The 19,512-nt window shown below is 39.4% G+C and carries 14 protein-coding genes, 3 tRNA genes and 3 rRNA genes; 3 read left to right on the top strand and 17 right to left on the bottom strand.

Annotated elements, in window-relative coordinates; translation table 11 throughout:
- Positions 1-8 precede the first annotated feature (8 nt).
- From lrgA to tig, 7 genes are all read right to left on the bottom strand, one after another.
- Entirely contained in the window at positions 9-440 is a 432-nt protein-coding gene (lrgA, locus tag MKY69_RS01795; RefSeq protein ID WP_340790861.1) for an antiholin-like murein hydrolase modulator LrgA, read from the bottom strand.
- 149 nt (positions 441-589) lie between these two features.
- The gene (locus MKY69_RS01790) at positions 590-1,318 is read right to left on the bottom strand and encodes a LytR/AlgR family response regulator transcription factor (protein ID WP_003102614.1); all 729 of its coding nucleotides are present in this window, start codon (positions 1,316-1,318) and stop codon (positions 590-592) included.
- Positions 1,318-3,075 (bottom strand): sensor histidine kinase, encoded by a 1,758-nt coding sequence (locus tag MKY69_RS01785; protein ID WP_062806383.1) that lies wholly within the window; start codon positions 3,073-3,075, stop codon positions 1,318-1,320. Before MKY69_RS01785 ends, MKY69_RS01790 begins: the two co-directional genes overlap by 1 nt.
- A gap of 81 nt (positions 3,076-3,156) precedes the next feature.
- Positions 3,157-4,761 carry a CTP synthase gene (locus tag MKY69_RS01780; protein ID WP_062806382.1) on the bottom strand — a complete coding sequence of 535 codons (1,605 nt, stop codon included), beginning with the start codon at positions 4,759-4,761 and terminating at the stop codon, positions 3,157-3,159.
- A 236-nt stretch (positions 4,762-4,997) separates the two neighbouring features.
- Positions 4,998-5,561: a DNA-directed RNA polymerase subunit delta gene (gene rpoE, locus MKY69_RS01775; protein ID WP_003102462.1), complete on the bottom strand. Its 564-nt coding sequence runs from the start codon at positions 5,559-5,561 to the stop codon at positions 4,998-5,000.
- Between the two features lie 68 nt (positions 5,562-5,629).
- Positions 5,630-6,310, bottom strand: coding sequence for an HAD family hydrolase (locus MKY69_RS01770; protein WP_003108593.1), 681 nt, complete (start codon positions 6,308-6,310; stop codon positions 5,630-5,632).
- Positions 6,311-6,390: 80 nt separating this feature from the next.
- Positions 6,391-7,674, bottom strand: coding sequence for a trigger factor (gene tig / locus MKY69_RS01765; protein ID WP_003104766.1), 1,284 nt, complete (start codon positions 7,672-7,674; stop codon positions 6,391-6,393).
- Positions 7,675-7,850: 176 nt separating this feature from the next.
- On the opposite strand from tig, the gene MKY69_RS01760 reads away from it, so the two are divergent.
- Positions 7,851-8,693 (top strand): mechanosensitive ion channel family protein, encoded by an 843-nt coding sequence (locus MKY69_RS01760; RefSeq protein ID WP_003105726.1) that lies wholly within the window; start codon positions 7,851-7,853, stop codon positions 8,691-8,693.
- 31 nt (positions 8,694-8,724) lie between these two features.
- On the opposite strand, the gene MKY69_RS01755 is transcribed toward MKY69_RS01760, so the two are convergent.
- From MKY69_RS01755 to truA, 4 genes are read right to left on the bottom strand one after another with little or no spacing between them, the layout of a single operon-like run.
- On the bottom strand, positions 8,725-9,288 hold the full coding sequence (locus tag MKY69_RS01755; protein ID WP_004234202.1) for a TIGR01440 family protein: 564 nt from the start codon (positions 9,286-9,288) through the stop codon (positions 8,725-8,727).
- 19 nt (positions 9,289-9,307) lie between these two features.
- Positions 9,308-9,775: an ECF transporter S component gene (locus MKY69_RS01750; RefSeq protein WP_340790857.1), complete on the bottom strand. Its 468-nt coding sequence runs from the start codon at positions 9,773-9,775 to the stop codon at positions 9,308-9,310.
- Complete coding sequence (locus tag MKY69_RS01745; protein WP_340790856.1) at positions 9,772-10,524, bottom strand: bifunctional hydroxymethylpyrimidine kinase/phosphomethylpyrimidine kinase; 753 nt, start codon at positions 10,522-10,524, stop codon at positions 9,772-9,774. The genes MKY69_RS01750 and MKY69_RS01745 overlap by 4 nt, the downstream gene beginning before the upstream one ends.
- Complete coding sequence (truA, locus tag MKY69_RS01740) at positions 10,514-11,263, bottom strand: tRNA pseudouridine(38-40) synthase TruA (protein WP_003108601.1); 750 nt, start codon at positions 11,261-11,263, stop codon at positions 10,514-10,516. Before truA ends, MKY69_RS01745 begins: the two co-directional genes overlap by 11 nt.
- Before the next feature lie 153 nt (positions 11,264-11,416).
- On the opposite strand from truA, the gene MKY69_RS01735 reads away from it, so the two are divergent.
- On the top strand, positions 11,417-12,766 hold the full coding sequence (locus tag MKY69_RS01735) for an aspartate kinase (protein WP_003108603.1): 1,350 nt from the start codon (positions 11,417-11,419) through the stop codon (positions 12,764-12,766).
- A gap of 96 nt (positions 12,767-12,862) precedes the next feature.
- On the opposite strand, the gene MKY69_RS01730 is transcribed toward MKY69_RS01735, so the two are convergent.
- From MKY69_RS01730 to MKY69_RS01705, 6 genes are all read right to left on the bottom strand, one after another.
- A tRNA-Arg gene (locus tag MKY69_RS01730) sits at positions 12,863-12,936 on the bottom strand.
- 89 nt (positions 12,937-13,025) lie between these two features.
- Positions 13,026-13,099: transfer RNA gene (locus MKY69_RS01725), tRNA-Asn, on the bottom strand.
- Positions 13,100-13,104: 5 nt separating this feature from the next.
- Positions 13,105-13,220 (bottom strand): 5S ribosomal RNA (gene rrf / locus MKY69_RS01720).
- An 83-nt stretch (positions 13,221-13,303) separates the two neighbouring features.
- Positions 13,304-16,207 (bottom strand): 23S ribosomal RNA (locus tag MKY69_RS01715).
- Positions 16,208-16,444: 237 nt separating this feature from the next.
- Positions 16,445-16,517: transfer RNA gene (locus MKY69_RS01710), tRNA-Ala, on the bottom strand.
- 108 nt (positions 16,518-16,625) lie between these two features.
- A 16S ribosomal RNA gene (locus MKY69_RS01705) occupies positions 16,626-18,174 on the bottom strand.
- The 16S, 23S and 5S rRNA genes sit together here with 3 tRNA genes alongside, the layout of an rRNA operon.
- A gap of 487 nt (positions 18,175-18,661) precedes the next feature.
- Here MKY69_RS01705 and MKY69_RS01700 point away from each other — a divergent pair.
- Entirely contained in the window at positions 18,662-19,504 is an 843-nt protein-coding gene (locus MKY69_RS01700; protein WP_003103226.1) for an SAM hydrolase/SAM-dependent halogenase family protein, read from the top strand.
- The last annotated feature ends 8 nt before the right edge of the window (positions 19,505-19,512 follow it).

The raw sequence follows: 19,512 nt of genomic DNA, 5'->3' as shown, positions 1-19,512 counted from the left end.
ACTCCTTCTTATTTAGCGTAGGATTTTTGACTAGCCATTGAAGTGGCATCTGTAGTCTTTTTTGATGATTTAAAGAAATGACTTGGTTCAAGTTGCATGACAAGTTGTGTCATCCAACCAGTTGATACAAGTAAAATTAATGTTGAAGCAAAAATTAAGAAAATATCTGAAAGAAAGTGTTTTTGTAATAAGCCGAGAGAATTAATTACTGAGACACCGGCTGGAACGAAGAATAAACCAATATTATTGACTAATCCGTCGCCGACTTTTTCAACTTGTTCTAACTTGATAACATTTAAGCTTAAAGCTAAAAACATTAAGACCAATCCAATAACTGAGGCAGGCATACCAAAAGGAAGAGCATGTTCAATTAATTTTGAAATCAATACTATTGTTCCAATAAGTACGCTTTGATAAATAGTAGTATATGTTTTTTTCATGATAGTCACTCCTTTTTAGTTATGTTATTGATTTTTTCGACTTGTTTTATGGTTTTATTATAAATAAAAAAAGAACCCTTGGGTTCTTTTTGGAATAAAACGCTTTCTTCTTGGTATGAAATGCATTTTATCAGTTATGAAATGCTAAATTATAGTCCAACTTGTTGCTTGAAGCTCTTGATGTAAGAACGACTAACCGGGACTTTCCCACCATTAGCCATTGTTATCTGGTAAGTTTGATTAAACCAAGGTTGTATTTCCTTGATTGCCTCAAGATTGATAATATAACTCCGATGAACTTTAATAAATTGCTCAGGCGACAAAGTCCGTTCAATAGCAGCAAGTGTTGTATGACTGGTATAAGTCCCCTTACGTGTGTAAATAGTCGTTTCCTTACCCTGAACCTCACAGTAGTAGACATCCTCAAAGTCAACCAGGTAAATCCGTTCATCCGTCTCAATAGTCAAACGAGACACGTTCTTTTCATGACTAATTCCATTAACCTTAATTTCCTTAGCCATTAAGGCATCTTTTGCTTTGGCAATCGCTTTGCGGACACGCTCTTCTTCGAAGGGCTTTAAAATATAGTCTAAGGCATTAACTTCGAAAGCCTCTAAAGCATGATTATCATAAGCTGTCGCAAAGATAATTAGTGGCGGATTGGCCACCATTGTTAACTTTCTGGCTAAATCAATCCCGCTTTCATCTGTCAAATGAATATCTAAAAACAAAAGGTCAGGTTGATCAGTTAAAAGAATTTGAAAAGCTTCTTCAATCGATTCACCTTGAACGATACTAGCTACTTCATTGGTTTGTTCCAAAAGATAAGTAAGTTCCATCCGCGCCAAAGGCTCATCATCAATTATTGCTACTTTCATTATTGCTCCTCTTCTATTAGTTTTAGTGGGATGAGAACTTTAAAAGATGCTCCCTCTTTACTTGAGTCAATTTGTAAGTGGGCACTAGTCCCATAAAGACTGATTAATCGTCGATTCAGATTTTCAAGTGCTGAACCTGTTCCGCGATTTGAAGGAACAATCTCACGACCAAGCCTACTTAATAATTCTTTTGCAATCCCTTCACCATTATCTTTAACTTCTAGTTCCAAGATATTAGCAGTCATTTGGGTCAATTTTACCCAAACTTTATTATTGGCTTTGCGGCCTGGAAAAGCGTGTTTCAAAGCATTTTCGACTAAGATTTGAATAATAAATGGAGGAATGCTAGCTTTCTTGAGTGAATCTGGCATATTTATATCAACTTGATAACGATTTGGAAAGCGGGCTTGTTCAATCGTTAAATAAGCATTCAAGTGATTCAGTTCTTCTTCAACCGTAATAACATTCTTACGTGTAGAGGTAATATTAGACCTGAAATACTGACCTAATTGAAGCAACAGATAACGAGCCTTTTCACTATCAATCCGCATCAAGGCCGAAATAGTATTAATAGCATTAAAGAGGAAATGGGGGTTAACTTGAGCTTGTAAGGACTTGATTTCAGCATCCTTGAGTAAACCTTGTTCCAAGGCCATTTGGCCAAGTTCCAGTTGAGAAGAGAAGATATCTCCTAAACCATTTGCTAGTTGTTCTTCAACGTAAGTTAAGTCATCAGGGTCTGAAAAGTATAATTTAAAAGTCCCTGCCACTTTACCTTTTACATATAAGGGTACAACAATGGCTGCCGCTAAGGGGCAGTCTGGGTAATGACAACCAATTTCATTCTTACTGCGGACAATATGGATTTTCCCAGTTTCTATCACTTCTTTAGAGAGGTCAGTGATAATTTTTTTTGTGGGAATATGATGATCACTAGCTAATCCAACATGGGCTAAAATCGACTGCCGATTGGTAATACTGACAGCTGACACGCGCATGTATTTCATAATCACTTTAGCTGCCTGCTCGGCCGATTCTAAAGTCAAACCTTGACGAAAAAAAGGTAGAGTGGTGTTGGCAAGTTCCAAAACATCATGAGTTTGGATGGCTTTCATGCTTTCTTCTTGTTTGAGTGTTCCCAGGATAATCGAGAGGAATATCCCCGTTCCTAAGGCATTAACCACTAACATAGGCAAAGTGATTGTATGAATCAAGGCCAATGCTTGTGCTTTATCAGGATGGAAGATAAAGATACAAAGCATCTGAATTACTTCCATCAGGGCACCACATAAACTACCTTGCCAAATTTCTGGATAGGTCTTTTTCTTGAGAGAAACCTGACCAACTAAGCCGGAAAACAGACCAATAAGAAGTGAGGAAATGAAATAGGTATACGGAGCTGTACCTCCTTGTAGGAGTCGAACAGTACCTGAGATAAGTCCGACAAAAATCCCAACAAAAGGACCTCCAATCAGACCGGACATCCCAATTGTTAAGGTTCTGGTATTAGCAATTGAATTATGGGCAGGCAAAGCCACTAAGCCACCAATTCCACTGTTAGCAGAAGATGAGACTAAGACACCCGTAAAATTACTAATAATAGCGAAGATGCTGAAAGTGATAATCAAAACCCAGCGAACCTGCGGTTTATCTCTTTCATACATCATTTTCTTATAAAAAGGGCTAATCATTAATAGATTAGCCAACAATATAATTAGACCAACTCGCTCTAGGAGTGGTAAAAATAGTGATAGCATATGGTAACCTCATTGGTTTATTATATCACGTACTAAATTACTTGGAAAAGCATCTGCCTTTTGGACAATCGGGCACAAGCCTTAGAGACTGTTTTCTACTGCAGCAGTAATAAAGGCAGTATAGAGTTCTTCTGCTTTATTTGGACGACTTTGGTATTCTGGATGATATTGGGCTGCTACAAAGAATTTTTTGTCTGGCAGTTCAACAATTTCCATCAAACGGTTATCAGGCGACACACCCGAGAAAACAAATCCAGCATTTTCAAAATCCTTACGGAATTTGGTATTGAATTCATACCGGTGACGATGACGACGTTGAACAACTTCTTGGTTGTTATAAGCCGCAGCTGCGCGTGAACCGGTTTTTAATTTACATGGGTAAAGTCCAAGACGTAGTGTTCCCCCCATATCTTCCACATCAATTTGATCACGCATAATATCAATGATTGGGAACTCTGTATCTGGATTTAATTCAGCTGAATTTGCACCTTCCATATTAAGAACATTTCTGGCAAACTCAACACAGGTTAATTGCATACCAAGACAAATACCAAGCATTGGAACATCATTTTCACGAGCAAAACGAATAGCTTCAATTTTACCTTCAGTACCACGTTGACCAAAGCCTCCAGGAACGATGATTCCGTCAGCACGACCTAATAATTCTTGAGCATTTTCGGCAGTTAAATCATTAGCATTAACCCAATTTAAATCAATAGCTGTATCATTAACAAATCCTGAGTGTTTTAATGCTTCAACAACTGATAGGTAAGCATCAGGTAATTCAACATATTTACCAACTAGGGCAATTTTAGTTATTTTCTTAAGGTTCATTACCTTATCAACCATCTCAGACCATTCTGCCATATCAGCTTGCGGTGCATCTAATTTCAAATGATCACAAACAATCTGGTCCATATTTTGAGCTTGAAGATTTAATGGAATTTGGTAAAGATGATCAACATCCATAGATTCAATAACAGCTTCCGGTTCGACATCACAGAATTGAGCCAATTTATTTTTTATCCCTTGTTCAACTGGTTCTTCCGTACGGATAACAAGCATATTCGGTTGAATCCCTAAACCACGTAATTCTTTTACAGAATGCTGGGTTGGTTTTGTTTTCATCTCACCAGCTGCTTTTAAATATGGTAATAATGTTGTATGGATATACATAACATTATCTGAACCAACATCAGCCTTCATTTGTCGAAGGGCTTCTAAGAATGGCAGACTTTCAATATCCCCAACAGTTCCGCCAACTTCTGTAATAATCACATCTGAGTCAGTGGTCACAGCAGCACGCTTAATTTTATCCTTAAGCGCATCAGTAATATGAGGAATGACCTGTACAGTTGCTCCAAGGTATTCACCTTTACGTTCTTTACGCAGAACTTCACTATAAATTTTACCCGTTGTTACGTTCGAAAATTTATTAAGATTGATATCAATGAAACGTTCATAGTGCCCAAGGTCTAAGTCAGTTTCGGCACCATCATCTGTAACATAAACTTCACCATGTTGATAAGGACTCATTGTTCCTGGGTCAATATTAATATAAGGATCAAATTTTTGAATCGTTACTTTCAAGCCACGGTTTTTTAACAAACGGCCTAGGCTAGCTGCAACGATACCTTTACCAATTGAAGAAACAACTCCACCTGTAACAAAAATATACTTTGTCATAATTTTAAAAACTCCTTTTCGCGACAGCTTTGCTATCTATAATCTTGGGGTTCGAGAGTAGTTATTACCTCATTAACAACTAAATACACCATTTTTAAAAAATAAAAATAGCCCCCTAATAAATAGGGAGCTTTTATCGACCTCATAAAGAGGTGCCCGAATAATAATATAAACTATATCATCTCATTTGTCAAATAGATTTTCTTGAAAATTTTCAAAGGAGAAATTTCAAAAGATTACTCTTCGTCTTCTTCGTCTTCATCTTCTTCATTGATTTCAACTTCTTCAATCTCATCTTCTGGGATGATTTCGTTCAATTCTGAATCATAAGATTCCACTTCCGATTTTTCGTCTTCTGGGTCTTCTTCATCGTATTCAGCATCTTCAGTTTCTTCTTCGAAGTCTTCATCTTCTGGATCATCATCACTATAATCAATAGCGTCTTCATCACCATCCATAAAGGCGTTAACACGTTTTTTCTTACGTTTTGGAGCGCCGTCTTCCTCATCTTCAAGAGTGATGATTTCTTCATCAATTTCGTCGATACCATACCATGAGCGAAGTCCCCATTTGTTTTCACCTAATGGAATAAAAGATCCATCGATGTTTAAATCTGTATAGAAAAATGGTAAAGCTTCACGGATATCGGCATCTGATTTTCCTAAGTATATTTGGATATCATTTACAAGATCACTAAAATACATTCCATTATCGCGGCCACGTTCTTCTAAAATGGCGCGTGCAACCTCAATCATTGAGAGTTCGCTTTTTTCTTGTCCCGCAAATACGTCTAATTTCAAGGCAATTCTCCTTATTTTATCATTCCTTACTATTTTACGCTAAATTTCCCCATTCGTCAAAGCTTTTATCAGTTAATCCCAGCTTTATTGACCTCTTTTTTTAACCAACTATAAATTTCTGACATTCCATCCAAAATGTGGTCAGCACCAGACTGGTCAATCAGCATCCGCTCTTCTTTATAAGCTAAGACCCTCATACCGGCTGCTTTAGCGGCAGCAATTCCCGAAGGGGAGTCTTCGATAGCTATTGCCTCATTTGCCTCTACGGAAAGGCTTTGCAGGGTATGTAAATAGATCTCAGGATTAGGCTTGCTCTCCTTAAAGGACTCACCTGAGGTGACACGGTCGAAATAGTGACGAATCTGGCAGACATCAAGAACTGTTAGAATGGCATCAAGTGGACTGGAAGAAGCTACTGCTAATTTGATATCTTGACTTTTAGCCCATTCCAGAATGGCGACCATATCTTTTCTAAAGATTGGCACCACAGTCTCTGGATGATATTTATGCCGTTCAATTTGTTGGAAGGCCACTTCAAAATCTTCACTACTAAGATTTGTGCAGGCAAGCTGATTTATCCTCTTTTGCAAGTCAAATCCTGAACGACCAACGAGTGACGAAAAGTCTTCCTTAGTCAAAGGTGTGGAGTTTTTAGAAATTGATAAAATATATTCACTTTGCAGTTGGTAATCAAGATACTCAGTATCAACGATGACACCATCCATATCAAACACAATTGCAGATATCATATAACTTTCCTCCTATAAAAAAGGACTGAAATAAATTTCAGTCCAATTGTCAATTTGATTGTTTTACAATCCAATACTTATTATTTTACTTTTGCTGATTCTGTGATAACTTCAACTGCTTTTTTCATTGCAATATCATGTTTAAGCATATCAGCTGAAAGAAGAGTGCGAACTTGCTCAACTGGCATATTGTACTCAGTTGCAAGATCATTGATTTCTTTTTCAATTTCTTCGTCGCTTGCTTCAAATCCTTCTGCTTTAGCAATTGCTTCAATAACAAGGTTAGTTTTAACACGTTTGTCAGCTTCAGACTCATATTGTTTATGAAGGTCATCTTCAGAAGTTCCAGTTAATTGGTAGTACATTTCTGGAGAAATACCTTGACGTTGCATGTTACCCATAAATTCATTCATAGCACGATGTACTTCATCATGAACCATTTCTTCTGGTAATTCAACGATTTCAGCATTTTCAACTGCTAATTCAATTGCAGCCCCTTCAACGGCATCATCATAAGCAATTTCTTTAGCTGCTTCAAGTTCTTTACGATATTTAGCTTTTAATTCATCTAGTGTTTCAACTTCTTCATCGATGTCTTTAGCTAATTCATCATCTAATTCTGGAACTTCTTTAGTTTTTACTTCATGAACAGTTGTTACGAATTTAGCATCTTTACCAGCTAAATCTTCTGCTTGATATTCTTCAGGGAAAGTAACATTAACGTCAACAGTTTCACCAGCTTTAACACCAACTAATTGTTCTTCAAAGCCTGGGATGAATTGACCTGAACCAAGTTCAAGTGAGAAGTTATCACCTTTACCACCGTCAAATTCAACGCCATCAACTGAACCTAAGAAGTCAATTACAACTGTATCGCCTTCTGCTGCTGCGTCTTCTTTAACAACAAGTTCAGCAAGGTTTTTACGTTCGCGTTCGATTTTTTCGTCGATTTCTTCGTCACTAACTTCTTTTGAAGCTTCAACTTCTACTGCAAGATTTTTATAATCACCAAGTTTAACTTCTGGTTTTGTAACTACTTCAGCGTTAATTTTCCAATCTTGACCTTTTTCCATAGAAACAACGTCAATTTTTGGTTGAGCTACAACTTCAAGTCCTAATTCAGTTACAGCAGCTTCATAAGTAGCTGGTAAAACAATATTCAAAGCATCTTCATAAAGAACTTCTTCACCAAATTTTTGGTTGAATACTGGACGAGGCATGTGACCTTTACGGAATCCTGGTACATTTAGGTCTTTTTTAATTTTATTAAATGCTTGATCAAGAGCTGGTTTAATTTGTTCTTGACCAATTGTAAATGTAATAACGCCACGGTTAGTAGCTTTGTTTTCAAATGATGTAGACATTAAGTCATTTCTCCTTAAAATAATTTAGATACAGTTCATTCTATCACATTTCAACGCTATTTTAAAGTGTTTTGTGCAGGAACAAGTGATACTTTCAACCATTATTAATTATTTTTTCTCATTGTTTGATTTTTTCCTATTTTTTGATAAACTAACTAGGACAGAAAGGATTGCGCATGACATTTATTCTTAGATATTTGGATCACCTTCACCTCGAAGAACTCCTATTTACCCTTTTAACAAAAATAATTTCTCTAGTTTTATTATTAATTTTCTTTTTTATTTTAAAAGAGGTTGCTAATCGACTATTCGAAAAAATTGCCGATAAATCCTTTTCATTTTCTAGACAAAGTGAGGCTCGTAAAAAAACCTTATCAAAACTTACGCATAACTTATTAAACTATACTCTTTATTTTCTCTTAATTTACTGGGTGCTTAGTTTATTAGATATTCCAGTTTCTAGTTTGCTCGCAGGTGCAGGGATTGCTGGAGTTGCTATCGGTTTAGGTGCTCAAGGCTTCTTATCTGATGTCGTCAATGGCTTTTTCATCCTCTTTGAAAATCAATTTGAAGTCGGTGACTCCATATCTATTGCATCCGTTGAGGGAACAATAGCAAGTGTCGGTATCCGGACAACTCAAATCAGAGGTTTTGATGGGACACTCCATTTCATCCCTAATCGTAGTATCATTGTAGTATCAAATAAATCGCGTGGCAATATGCGAGCTCTAATTGAAATACCATTATACTCAACAACAAATCTTGAGGATGTTAATCAAGTAATCACCCAAGTCAATGAACTCCATGTCAAAGATTACCCACAGATTGTCGATTATCCAAATATTTTAGGACCTCAAGTCAATGCCAACGGTCAATTTATTTACCGTGTTGCAATTTTTACTGAGAATGGACAACAGTTCCAAATTTATTCAACCTTCTACAAGTTATATCAAGAAGCATTGCTGGCTAGAGGAATTACCCTACCAACTACTCAAGCATATCCACAGATAAGAAAATAAGAGGCAATTTTAAAAATTGCCTCTTATTATATTAATTTTTTCTGATTGTATCTGTCTTATATTCTGCTCGAGCCCCACCAATCAACTTAGGTCGACTAGCCAAAGCAGTAACATGTGCACCTCCTAATTCCCGCTGGATAGGAATTAGAGGAACTTGTACACGTTTAACATGCATACCAATAAAAGTATCACCAATATCTAAACCGGCATGAGCAATCACTTCTTCAATTTCCACAGGAGAAGACATCCACTTAAAAGCTGCCAATTGACCACTACCACCTGCGTGAAGTGTTGGAAGAACATTAACAATTTCATAGCCCTTTTCTTCCGCAACGGATTCTTCTATTACCAACGCACGATTGACATGCTCACAGCCTTGAACAGCCAAATGAATCCCTTTTGATTTTAGAACATCCAAGATCACTTTGACAATACAGTCACCAATTTCTAAACTAGAATTCTTACCAATTCTGCCACCACTGACTTCACTTGAAGATAGACCTAAAACAAAGACTTGTCCCTTCTTAATAGCACTTCTTTCAATTACATCAGTTATTATTGCCCGTGTTTCTTCTTCAATTTGCTTAAGTTCCATTTTTGCCCCAATCTAAGAATTATTTTGCCTGAACTTTTGAAAATGAGATATAAATAATATAACCAACTATCATCCCCAAAAAGTTCTGTCCAATGTTACCCATGACACCCCCTAGGGCCGCACCGAATCCATACATCGGAATAGATACAAGGAAATAAATACCCACCATCATAATTGATGCCAAAACAAGTCCAAGTGGTCTTTTTTTACCTTCTAAGCCTGCAAAAAAGCCTTGTGAGCCATGAGCAAGCAAACTAAAGAACATCCAATTAGGGTAACCAGAAACTAAATCAATTAAGAAACCTGAAAAACCACCAACTATCATGCCCTCCTTAGCTCCTAAATAAAAAGCTGTAAAATAGATACCCGCATCCAACAAAGTTAAAAAGCCTGTTGGTGTTCCAATACTGATAAATTTCCCTAAAATAATAGTTAAGGCTGTTAAAATTGACAATAAGGTTAATTCTTTAGTCGTTAATTTATTCATTCGATTACAACTCCATATTCATTTGATTTTTCAATGGCTTGATAAACAAAATCTTTGGCCAATTCGACTGCTTTTTCCATTTCATTTCCTTTTGATAAATAGGAAGCTATAGCAGAAGCAAAGGTACATCCTGCACCATTGTTATTTCGAGAAAGAACAGGTTTCTCAAGCATAAACCACTTTGATGGATCCATATATAAGTCAATGGCTTTATCACTTACTAGACGGTTCCCACCTTTAATGACGAGACTTTTTGCCCCTAATGCTTTCAGTACTTTAGCCGCTTCAAGCATCGATTTTTCATCTATAATGGGCACCCCTGACAACAACTCAGCTTCCTTAAGATTTGGTGTAATAATATCAACGTAAGGAAACATTCCTTTGATTTGCTCTGCCATTGTCACAACAGTCGCATCATTATTCTCTTTAAAAACCAGAACCGGATCAAGAACAATTTTTGACTCTTGCTTTGCTTTGATAAAATTTTTAGTTGCTTCAGCAATTTCCGAATTTGGTAATAATCCGATTTTGATTGCCGCAAAAGGCACATCCATAAGTGAAGCTAATTGTTTGCGGAAAATCTCAATTTCAGTTGGATGAATTTCAAATTGTCCATCCTTAATACTAGTTAAACAAGTTGTTGCTAAAAATGAGAAGCCATCTAACTGATGGAATGTAAGCAAATCTGCTTGAAGTCCTCCTCCACTTAAGATATCACTGCCGGCAATAGTTAGTTGATTAGTCTTCATAGATAATCTCCTTTAAATAAAGGCCATTTCCTGCCGCAGTTGGCCCAGCTAATTGACGATTTTTTTCTTCTAAAATACGTTGAACCTGACTAACAGGCATACGCTGATTACCTATTTTCAATAGTGTTCCAACCATGTTGCGAACTTGCTTGTATAAAAAACCATTTCCGGTAAAAGAAAATATTATAAAATTTCGTTTAGCATCATAAGTAATTTTCGCTTCCGAAATAGTCCTAACCTTATTTTCTATACTCGTTCCAGATGCTGTGAATCCTGTAAAATCATGGGTCCCAACTAAATCTTTTATTGCTTCATCCATTAAGCTAATATCAAGTGGATAAGGATAATGTGTCGCATAATTCCGCATCATCGGATTTTTGGGTCTGCCAATATCAACTAAGAATTCATAAGTTTTTTTATGTTTCAAATACCTACAGTGATAATCATCTGCTACTTTTTCAACTTTAATAAAATCAATATCATCTGGTGTCTGTGTATCAAGGGCAAATCTAATTTTTTCAATGTCTCGCTCCAGTGGCAAATCAAAGTGTATCACTTGTCCATAAGCATGCACGCCTGCATCAGTTCTACCAGCACCATGAATTTTAATAACTTGGCCTTTATACAATTTTAAGAGTGTTTTTTCGATTTCTTCCTGAACTGATCTTGCATGCGGTTGCCTTTGAAAGCCAGAAAAACCTGATCCATCATAAGAAATAGTTGCTTTATATCTTGTCATGAGTATATTTTATCATGATTGATAAAAAGAGAAATAGTTTTTTTTTCAAACTGTCCCCATACAAAAAAATGCGTGAACTGATTTTAAAATCTTACTGACATTTGCTTTCTATTTTGTTATAATTGTCCCTAATATAAAAAAAGGGATAAACATATGAAAGTTACTAAATTTGGTGGTAGTTCTTTAGCATCTGCTCAACAACTAAAAAAGGTTTTAAACATAATTAAGTCTGATAAGAATCGAAAAATTGTGGTTGTTTCTGCACCAGGAAAAAGAAATGATGGTGATACCAAAATTACTGATGCTTTAATTGCTTATCATGATGCTTTTGTAACTGGTGATAATTTTACTCAGCAACAAAATTGGATTATCAACCGTTTTAACACCGTCTGTGAAGAACTCAATCTAAATCCTAAGATAGCTAAAGATATTGAACAGTCAATTCTCGAATTAGCTACATTACCAAGTGAGAATAATCCATATCTTTACGATACCTTTTTAGCAGCTGGGGAAAATAACAATGCAAAACTAATTGCATCTTTTTTTAGAGCAAATGGAATCAAGGCTAGATATATTCATCCAAAACAGGTTGGTTTAATAGTCACTGATGAGCCACAAAATGCTAGAATCCTCCCTTCAAGTTACGATAAAATTGAAAAACTTACAGAGTTAGAAGGTGTCCTTGTAATCCCTGGATTCTTTGGTGTAACAAAAGAAAATAATATCTGTACTTTTTCCCGTGGTGGATCTGATATCACTGGTTCATTGATTGCTGCCGGTGTCGGTGCAGAACTTTATGAAAATTTTACTGATGTAGATGGTATTTTTGCAGCACATCCAGGAATAATTAATAACCCACACTCCATTGAAGTTCTTACCTATAAGGAAATGCGTGAGTTGGCCTATGCTGGATTCTCTGTATTGCATGATGAAGCATTGATTCCAGCCTATCGTGGTAAAATACCCCTAGTTATCAAGAATACAAATAATCCGGAGCACCCCGGGACTCAGATTGTATTAGAACATAAAGGAGAACATGCGCCAGTCGTTGGTATTTCAGGAGATGATAAATTTGTCTCAATTAATATGTCCAAGTATTTAATGAATAGAGAAGTCGGTTTTGGTAGAAAAGTACTTCAAATTCTAGAAGATTTAAATATAAGATGGGAACATATGCCAACCGGAATTGATGATTTATCAATTGTTGTCCGTGAAAGAGAATTAACTCCCATAAAAGAACAAGAAATCCTTAAATACCTTATCCAAAAACTAGAAGTTGATGAAGTAACTATAACTAAAGACTTATCCATCATTATGATTGTTGGTGAACAAATGAAAAGCCATGTTGGGGTAACAGCAACAGCAACAAAAGCACTTTCTGAAAATAAAATAAACCTAGCAATGATTTCTCAAGGTTCAAGTGAATTTTCGGTTATGTTTGTAGTCAACACTAAAGATGAAAAGAAAGCCATTAAAGCATTGTATCATGCCTTCTTTGAATAATTCAACAGACATATCTTATTAGGTATGTTTTTTTACTTTACCTATTAGAATAAACAAAAACAACATGACATCCATGTCATGTTGTTTAAATTATGATGCACCCTAGAGGAGTCGAACCTCTAACCGCCTGATTCGTAGTCAGGTACTCTATCCAGTTGAGCTAAGGGTGCTACTTAATTATCTAGAAATATCTTACACCTTTATCGCTAAAAATGCAAGCCAATCAATAAAAAAAAATAGGCTAGCCTATCTCAATTTACTCCGCCAGTAGGACTCGAACCTACGACATCATGATTAACAGTCATGCGCTACTACCAACTGAGCTATGGCGGATCAATGCTAAGCGACTTCCGTATCTAACAGGGGGCAACCCCCAACTACTTCAGGCGTTCTAGGGCTTAACTACTGTGTTCGGCATGGGTACAGGTGTATCTCCTAGGCTATCGTCACTTAACTTTGAGTCCACTCAAAATTGAATATCTATATTCTAACAAGTTTGACCAAAACTGTCAATAAACTATTTGTTCATACTTATCTTAGGATAAGTCCTCGAGCTATTAGTATTAGTCCGCTTCATATATCGCTATACTTCCACTTCTAACCTATCTACCTGATCATCTCTCAGGGCTCTTACTGATATAAAATCATGGGAAATCTCATCTTGAGGGGGGCTTCGCACTTAGATGCTTTCAGCGCTTATCCCTTCCCTACATAGCTACCCAGCGATGCCTTTGGCAAGACAACTGGTACACCAGCGGTAAGTCCACTCTGGTCCTCTCGTACTAGGAGCAGATCCTCTCAAATTTCCTACGCCCGCGACGGATAGGGACCGAACTGTCTCACGACGTTCTGAACCCAGCTCGCGTGCCGCTTTAATGGGCGAACAGCCCAACCCTTGGGACCGACTACAGCCCCAGGATGCGACGAGCCGACATCGAGGTGCCAAACCTCCCCGTCGATGTGAACTCTTGGGGGAGATAAGCCTGTTATCCCCAGGGTAGCTTTTATCCGTTGAGCGATGGCCCTTCCATGCGGAACCACCGGATCACTAAGCCCGACTTTCGTCCCTGCTCGAGTTGTAACTCTCGCAGTCAAGCTCCCTTATACCTTTACACTCTACGATTGATTTCCAACCAATCTGAGGGAACCTTTGGGCGCCTCCGTTACCTTTTAGGAGGCGACCGCCCCAGTCAAACTGCCCGTCAGACACTGTCTCCGATAGGGTTAACCTATCTGGGTTAGAGTAGCCATAACACAAGGGTAGTATCCCAACATTGCCTCAGACGAAACTGGCGTCCCGTCTTCAATGGCTCCTACCTATCCTGTACATGTGGTACAGATACTCAATATCAAACTGCAGTAAAGCTCCATGGGGTCTTTCCGTCCTGTCGCGGGTAACCTGCATCTTCACAGGTACTAAAATTTCACCGAGTCTCTCGTTGAGACAGTGCCCAAATCATTACGCCTTTCGTGCGGGTCGGAACTTACCCGACAAGGAATTTCGCTACCTTAGGACCGTTATAGTTACGGCCGCCGTTTACTGGGGCTTCAATTCATACCTTCGCTTACGCTAAGCACTCCTCTTAACCTTCCAGCACCGGGCAGGCGTCACCCCCTATACATCATCTTACGATTTAGCAGAGAGCTGTGTTTTTGATAAACAGTTGCTTGGGCCTATTCACTGCGGCTGACGCTAACGCCAGCACCCCTTCTCCCGAAGTTACGGGGTCATTTTGCCGAGTTCCTTAACGAGAGTTCTCTCGATCACCTGAGGCTACTCGCCTCGACTACCTGTGTCGGTTTGCGGTACGGGTAGTATGTAATTAAACGCTAGAAGCTTTTCTTGGCAGTGTGACATCACTAACTTCGCTACTTAATTTCGCTCCTCATCACAGCTCAATGTATTAGGTATAAGCATTTGACTCATACCACACCTCACTGCTTGAACGTGCTCTTCCATTCGCACGCTTTAGTTAGCCTACTGCGTCCCTCCATCACTTTACATACTAGTACAGGAATATCAACCTGTTGGCCATCGAATACACCTTTCGGTCTCTCCTTAGGTCCCGACTAACCCAGGGCGGACGAGCCTTCCCCTGGAAACCTTAGTCTTACGGTGGACAGGATTCTCACCTGTCTTTCGCTACTCATACCGGCATTCTCACTTCTATGCGTTCCAGCACTCCTCACGGTATACCTTCTTCACACATAGAACGCTCTCCTACCATTACCTCTAAAGGTAATCCACAGCTTCGGTAAATTGTTTTAGCCCCGGTACATTTTCGGCGCAGGGTCACTCGACTAGTGAGCTATTACGCACTCTTTGAATGAATAGCTGCTTCTAAGCTAACATCCTAGTTGTCTGTGCAACCCCACATCCTTTTCCACTTAACAATTATTTTGGGACCTTAGCTGGTGGTCTGGGCTGTTTCCCTTTCGACTACGGATCTTAGCACTCGCAGTCTGACTGCCGATTATATCTCGTTGGCATTCGGAGTTTATCTGAGATTGGTAATCCGGGATGGACCCCTCACCCAAACAGTGCTCTACCTCCAAGAGACTTAACATCGACGCTAGCCCTAAAGCTATTTCGGAGAGAACCAGCTATCTCCAAGTTCGTTTGGAATTTCTCCGCTACCCACAAGTCATCCAAGCACTTTTCAACGTGCCCTGGTTCGGTCCTCCAGTGAGTTTTACCTCACCTTCAACCTGCTCATGGGTAGGTCACATGGTTTCGGGTCTACAACATGATACTAAGTCGCCCTATTAAGACTCGGTTTCCCTACGGCTCCGTCTCTTCAACTTAACCTCGCATCATATCGTAACTCGCCGGTTCATTCTACAAAAGGCACGCTCTCACCCATTAACGGGCTCGAACTTGTTGTAGGCACACGGTTTCAGGTTCTATTTCACTCCCCTTCCGGGGTGCTTTTCACCTTTCCCTCACGGTACTGGTTCACTATCGGTCACTAGAGAGTATTTAGGGTTGGGAGATGGTCCTCCCAGATTCCGACGAGATTTCGCGTGTCTCGCCGTACTCAGGATACTGCTAGAGTCATTTACTATTTTAAATACGAGGCTATTACTCTCTTTGGCTTACCTTCCCAGGTAATTCTTCTATAGTATTTGATCCCACGTCGCAGTCCTACAACCCCGAGGAGTAAACTCCTCGGTTTGCCCTTCTGCCGTTTCGCTCGCCGCTACTAAGGCAATCGCGTTTGCTTTCTCTTCCTGCAGCTACTTAGATGTTTCAGTTCACTGCGTCTTCCTTCTCATGACCTTAACAGTCATGGATGACATGCATTACATGCCGGGTTCCCCCATTCGGACATCTCTGGATCAAAGCTTACTTACAGCTCCCCAAAGCATTTCGTCGTTAGTCACGTCCTTCATCGGCTTCTAGTGCCAAGGCATCCACCGTGCGCCCTTATTAACTTAACCTTATTTCCAGTCTTTCGACCTTCTTTTAATTTTTTTTAATATGTTCGCGTTTATCTTTTTTTCGGTTTATTTCTTGTTACTTTTTTCTACAATTAATTTCTTAATTGTGGAATTTGATATAGATATTCAATTTTCAATGGACTATGTTAGGATTTTTATCCTACTTATCTAGTTGAACACGAGATTAATTTCTTAAGAAATTTCGGCAAGCCGAACATCTCTTTGTATCCTAGATAATGGAGCCTAGCGGGATCGAACCGCTGACCTCCTGCGTGCAAAGCAGGCGCTCTCCCAGCTGAGCTAAGGCCCCGACTAATAAACTGGTTGTTACATTATTAGTGGTGTTTCTATCTCATTACTTTAATAAGACCTCTCAAAACTAAATAAGACTTTTCCTAACGTGCTTCCATTTCCTTAGAAAGGAGGTGATCCAGCCGCACCTTCCGATACGGCTACCTTGTTACGACTTCACCCCAATCATCTATCCCACCTTAGGCGGCTGGCTCCTATTAGGTTACCTCACCGACTTCGGGTGTTACAAACTCTCGTGGTGTGACGGGCGGTGTGTACAAGGCCCGGGAACGTATTCACCGCGGCGTGCTGATCCGCGATTACTAGCGATTCCGACTTCATGTAGGCGAGTTGCAGCCTACAATCCGAACTGAGATTGGCTTTAAGAGATTAGCTTGCCGTCACCGGCTTGCGACTCGTTGTACCAACCATTGTAGCACGTGTGTAGCCCAGGTCATAAGGGGCATGATGATTTGACGTCATCCCCACCTTCCTCCGGTTTATTACCGGCAGTCTCGCTAGAGTGCCCAACTTAATGATGGCAACTAACAATAGGGGTTGCGCTCGTTGCGGGACTTAACCCAACATCTCACGACACGAGCTGACGACAACCATGCACCACCTGTCACCTCTGTCCCGAAGGAAAGTCCTATCTCTAGGACGGTCAGAGGGATGTCAAGACCTGGTAAGGTTCTTCGCGTTGCTTCGAATTAAACCACATGCTCCACCGCTTGTGCGGGCCCCCGTCAATTCCTTTGAGTTTCAACCTTGCGGTCGTACTCCCCAGGCGGAGTGCTTAATGCGTTAGCTGCGGCACTAAGCCCCGGAAAGGGCCTAACACCTAGCACTCATCGTTTACGGCGTGGACTACCAGGGTATCTAATCCTGTTTGCTCCCCACGCTTTCGAGCCTCAGCGTCAGTTACAGACCAGAGAGCCGCTTTCGCCACCGGTGTTCCTCCATATATCTACGCATTTCACCGCTACACATGGAATTCCACTCTCCCCTTCTGCACTCAAGTTATCCAGTTTCCAAAGCGAACCATGGTTGAGCCACGGCCTTTAACTTCAGACTTAAATAACCGCCTGCGCTCGCTTTACGCCCAATAAATCCGGACAACGCTCGAGACCTACGTATTACCGCGGCTGCTGGCACGTAGTTAGCCGTCCCTTTCTGGTTAGTTACCGTCACGTAATGGATTTTCCACTCCCATTACCGTTCTTCTCTAACAACAGAGCTTTACGATCCGAAAACCTTCTTCACTCACGCGGCGTTGCTCGGTCAGGGTTGCCCCCATTGCCGAAGATTCCCTACTGCTGCCTCCCGTAGGAGTCTGGGCCGTGTCTCAGTCCCAGTGTGGCCGATCACCCTCTCAGGTCGGCTATGTATCGTGGCCTTGGTGAGCCGTTACCTCACCAACTAGCTAATACAACGCAGGTCCATCTCATAGTGAAGCAATTGCTCCTTTTAAATTTAGTACATGAGTACTTAATTGTCATGCGGTATTAGCTATCGTTTCCAATAGTTATCCCCCGCTATGAGGTAGGTTACCTACGCGTTACTCACCCGTTCGCAACTCATCTGACTAGTGCAAGCACCAGTCTTCAGCGTTCTACTTGCATGTATTAGGCACGCCGCCAGCGTTCGTCCTGAGCCAGGATCAAACTCTCATTTATATGTTAATTTGATGTTTAACTCATTCTTATCTGTCGCTGACAGATTTATTGTTTTTTTGTTACTTAATTGACAGGTAATATGCATAAACATATCACCCTGCACGTTTGGTTTTTGTCTTATTCAGTTCTCAAAGGTCTTCTTATCTCTTACGAGACAACTATTATATTCTATCAGGTCACAACCCCTTTGTCAATAACTTTTTTAAAATTTTTCGTTTTTTGTTTTCGACTACTAGCTCGCTTTCTGACAACTTTATTAGTATATATGCTTTTGAAGGGATTGTCAATAGCTTTTACTTGGTTTTATCATTTTTATTTGCTTAATATATCGATGTAGAATTATCTTATTCAAAATTTGTGATGATGTTACCTATTTTATAGTAGAAAGCATACATGATTGACTTTATTTCTTCTAAAAATATCTGCTTTTTTAAGCATTTTTTATGATAAAATAAGATTAATCACTAATAGATAAGGAAAAATGACCATGCAAAACAAATTATTGGTGCTTCAATCGGATTTTGGTCTTGTCGATGGTGCTGTATCGGCGATGATCGGAGTTGCTTTACAAGAAGATGCTACCTTAGGTATCCATCATTTAACCCATGATATTACACCCTATAATATTTTCGAAGCATCTTACAGATTGTTTCAGACAGTCAACTATTGGCCAGAAGGTACCACTTTTGTTTCTGTTGTTGACCCAGGTGTTGGTTCAAAACGTAAAAGCGTTGTTGCTTTAACAGAAAACAATCAATATATTGTTACACCAGATAATGGAACACTTTCCTATATTAAGAAACATATCGGAATTAAAGCTATTCGTGAAATTCTGGAAGCATCAAACCGTCGTCAAAACACTGAACTTTCTTACACTTTCCATGGCCGTGATGTCTATGCTTATACTGGTGCTAAACTTGCCAGTGGGCACATTGATTTCGAAGATGTTGGACCTGAACTTTCTGTTAATGCGATTGTTGAAGTTCCTGTTGTCGAAACTCAAATTACTGAAGATACTATCAGAGGGGTCATCGATGTCCTTGACGTTCGCTTCGGATCTCTTTGGACGTCAATAACGCGCGAAGAATTTTACCATTTTAATCCACAATTTAGCGACAGATTTGAAATTACAATCTTCAACAATGACATGTTAGTATACCAAAATCAGGTAACTTATGGTAAGTCTTTTGCGGACGTAAGAATTGGCCAACCTATTATCTATATTAATTCCTTATACCGTGTTGGCTTGGCGATTAATCAAGGATCTTTTGCTAAAGCTTATAACGTAGGTGTCGGTCAAAACTGGCACATCGAACTAAAAAGAATCTAAGTGAACTG

Origin of the sequence: Streptococcus sp. FSL R7-0212 (genome assembly GCF_038007985.1) — a bacterium.
GTDB classification, from domain to species: Bacteria; Bacillota; Bacilli; order Lactobacillales; family Streptococcaceae; genus Streptococcus; species Streptococcus parauberis.
This window is presented reverse-complemented; position numbering and strand designations above follow the sequence as displayed.